Origin of the sequence: Sphaerisporangium rufum, assembly GCF_016863395.1 — a bacterium.
GTDB lineage: Bacteria > Actinomycetota > Actinomycetes > Streptosporangiales > Streptosporangiaceae > Sphaerisporangium > Sphaerisporangium rufum.
In genome coordinates this window covers 1-1249 of sequence record NZ_BOOU01000145.1, presented here as the reverse complement: position 1 = coordinate 1249, position 1249 = coordinate 1, and the positions used below count along the sequence as shown (strand labels likewise).

General features: G+C 68.8%; 1 protein-coding gene. It reads right to left on the bottom strand.

What is annotated here, in order from left to right:
- Positions 1-175: 175 nt before the first annotated feature.
- A partial coding sequence (locus tag Sru01_RS35055; protein ID WP_203995238.1) for an NsdA family TPR-like regulatory protein occupies positions 176-1249 on the bottom strand: 1074 nt, incomplete at its 5' end.

The following is a 1249-nucleotide window of genomic DNA, read 5'->3' as shown; positions in this document are numbered from 1 at the left end:
CCCTCAGCAACGTCTGCCGACCCGACACCGACACCCCCGATACCTACTTTCCGCGATCTGACGACTACCTGAAGTGATTATCCTTGGCGTGCTGAATGACGTGATGGCGCCGCATCGCTGATTCCAGGCCTTCAAGCTGCAATCCCGCGCGGGGCCGCAGAGCTGGTCCCGGGTTTCACGAAGAGAACAGCGTGACCGGGTCTGGTGCCCGGATACCGGCCAACGCCTCTCGCCACTCGGCGGTCGCCATCCCTGTTGTGCCGAGCAGACCGTCGAACTCGTGCGCGCGTAGCACCACGGAGATGCTCTGGTAGGTGTGCGGGTCCCGGATGGCCGCAGTGGCGACGCTGCAGGCCTCCTCGACCTGCCCGGACTTGGCGAGTGCGCTGGCATGCGAGAACCGTACGAGTGCCCTGTTCGTGGTCAGAGTCGGATCGAATGCCGCCAGCGCGCGGGCCGCCGCGCCTCCTGCCATGTCCACGTGTCCGAGGTCCGCCCAGCCGCGGGCTTCGTAGAACGCCTGCTTTTCAGGGAGGTACGAGAAGATCCCCGGATAGAGCGTTTCGCGCTTGCAGCGATCGAGCATGATCCGGGATCTGTCGTTGGCCCGCTCAAATGCTGCGCGGTCGCCGAGGGTGGCGTGGGCCAGGGCGGCGAAGCCCCACATCCAGGCGAGTGCCGGGGTCGCCCCCACCGCCGCTTCGAGCCGGGGCATGACGATGGCCAGTACGGCGCGCGGGTCGCCCGCGTACGTCGGCAGGTACGCCGAACTGGCCAGGGCGATATCGGCCGTGTACCGGTCGCCGGCCTCGTCGGCGGCTCGGACGGCCGTGGTGTACCAGCGTCGAGCCAGCGGGAAGTTGTTGGTGTTGAACATGATCTCGCCCATCACCACCGACAGCCTGGACGCGACCATCGTCAGCCGGCGCTGCGCGCCGAGGGACTGGCGGCAGGTGAGCAACTCCCGGACGCTGGTCAGATGGAGCAGGGTTTCCGGCACGAGCCCGGCGGGCGGGACCTTGACCACGGCCGCGCCGAGCCGGTCGGCCTCGTTCTCCAGGAACACCAGCCGGCCTGCGCCGGCATTGCCGTTGTCGAGAGCCTGCTCCAGCAGGTCAGGTCCTCGCCGGATGCTCTCGCTCAGACCGAGGGCCATGCTGGTGGCGCCGAGACGGAAGACTTCGCGGCGGTTCGTGGCGGCCTCCTGGGGGTGAGGGCGCGCGGCGGGGGCGCCGGGGGCGTTTCCCTC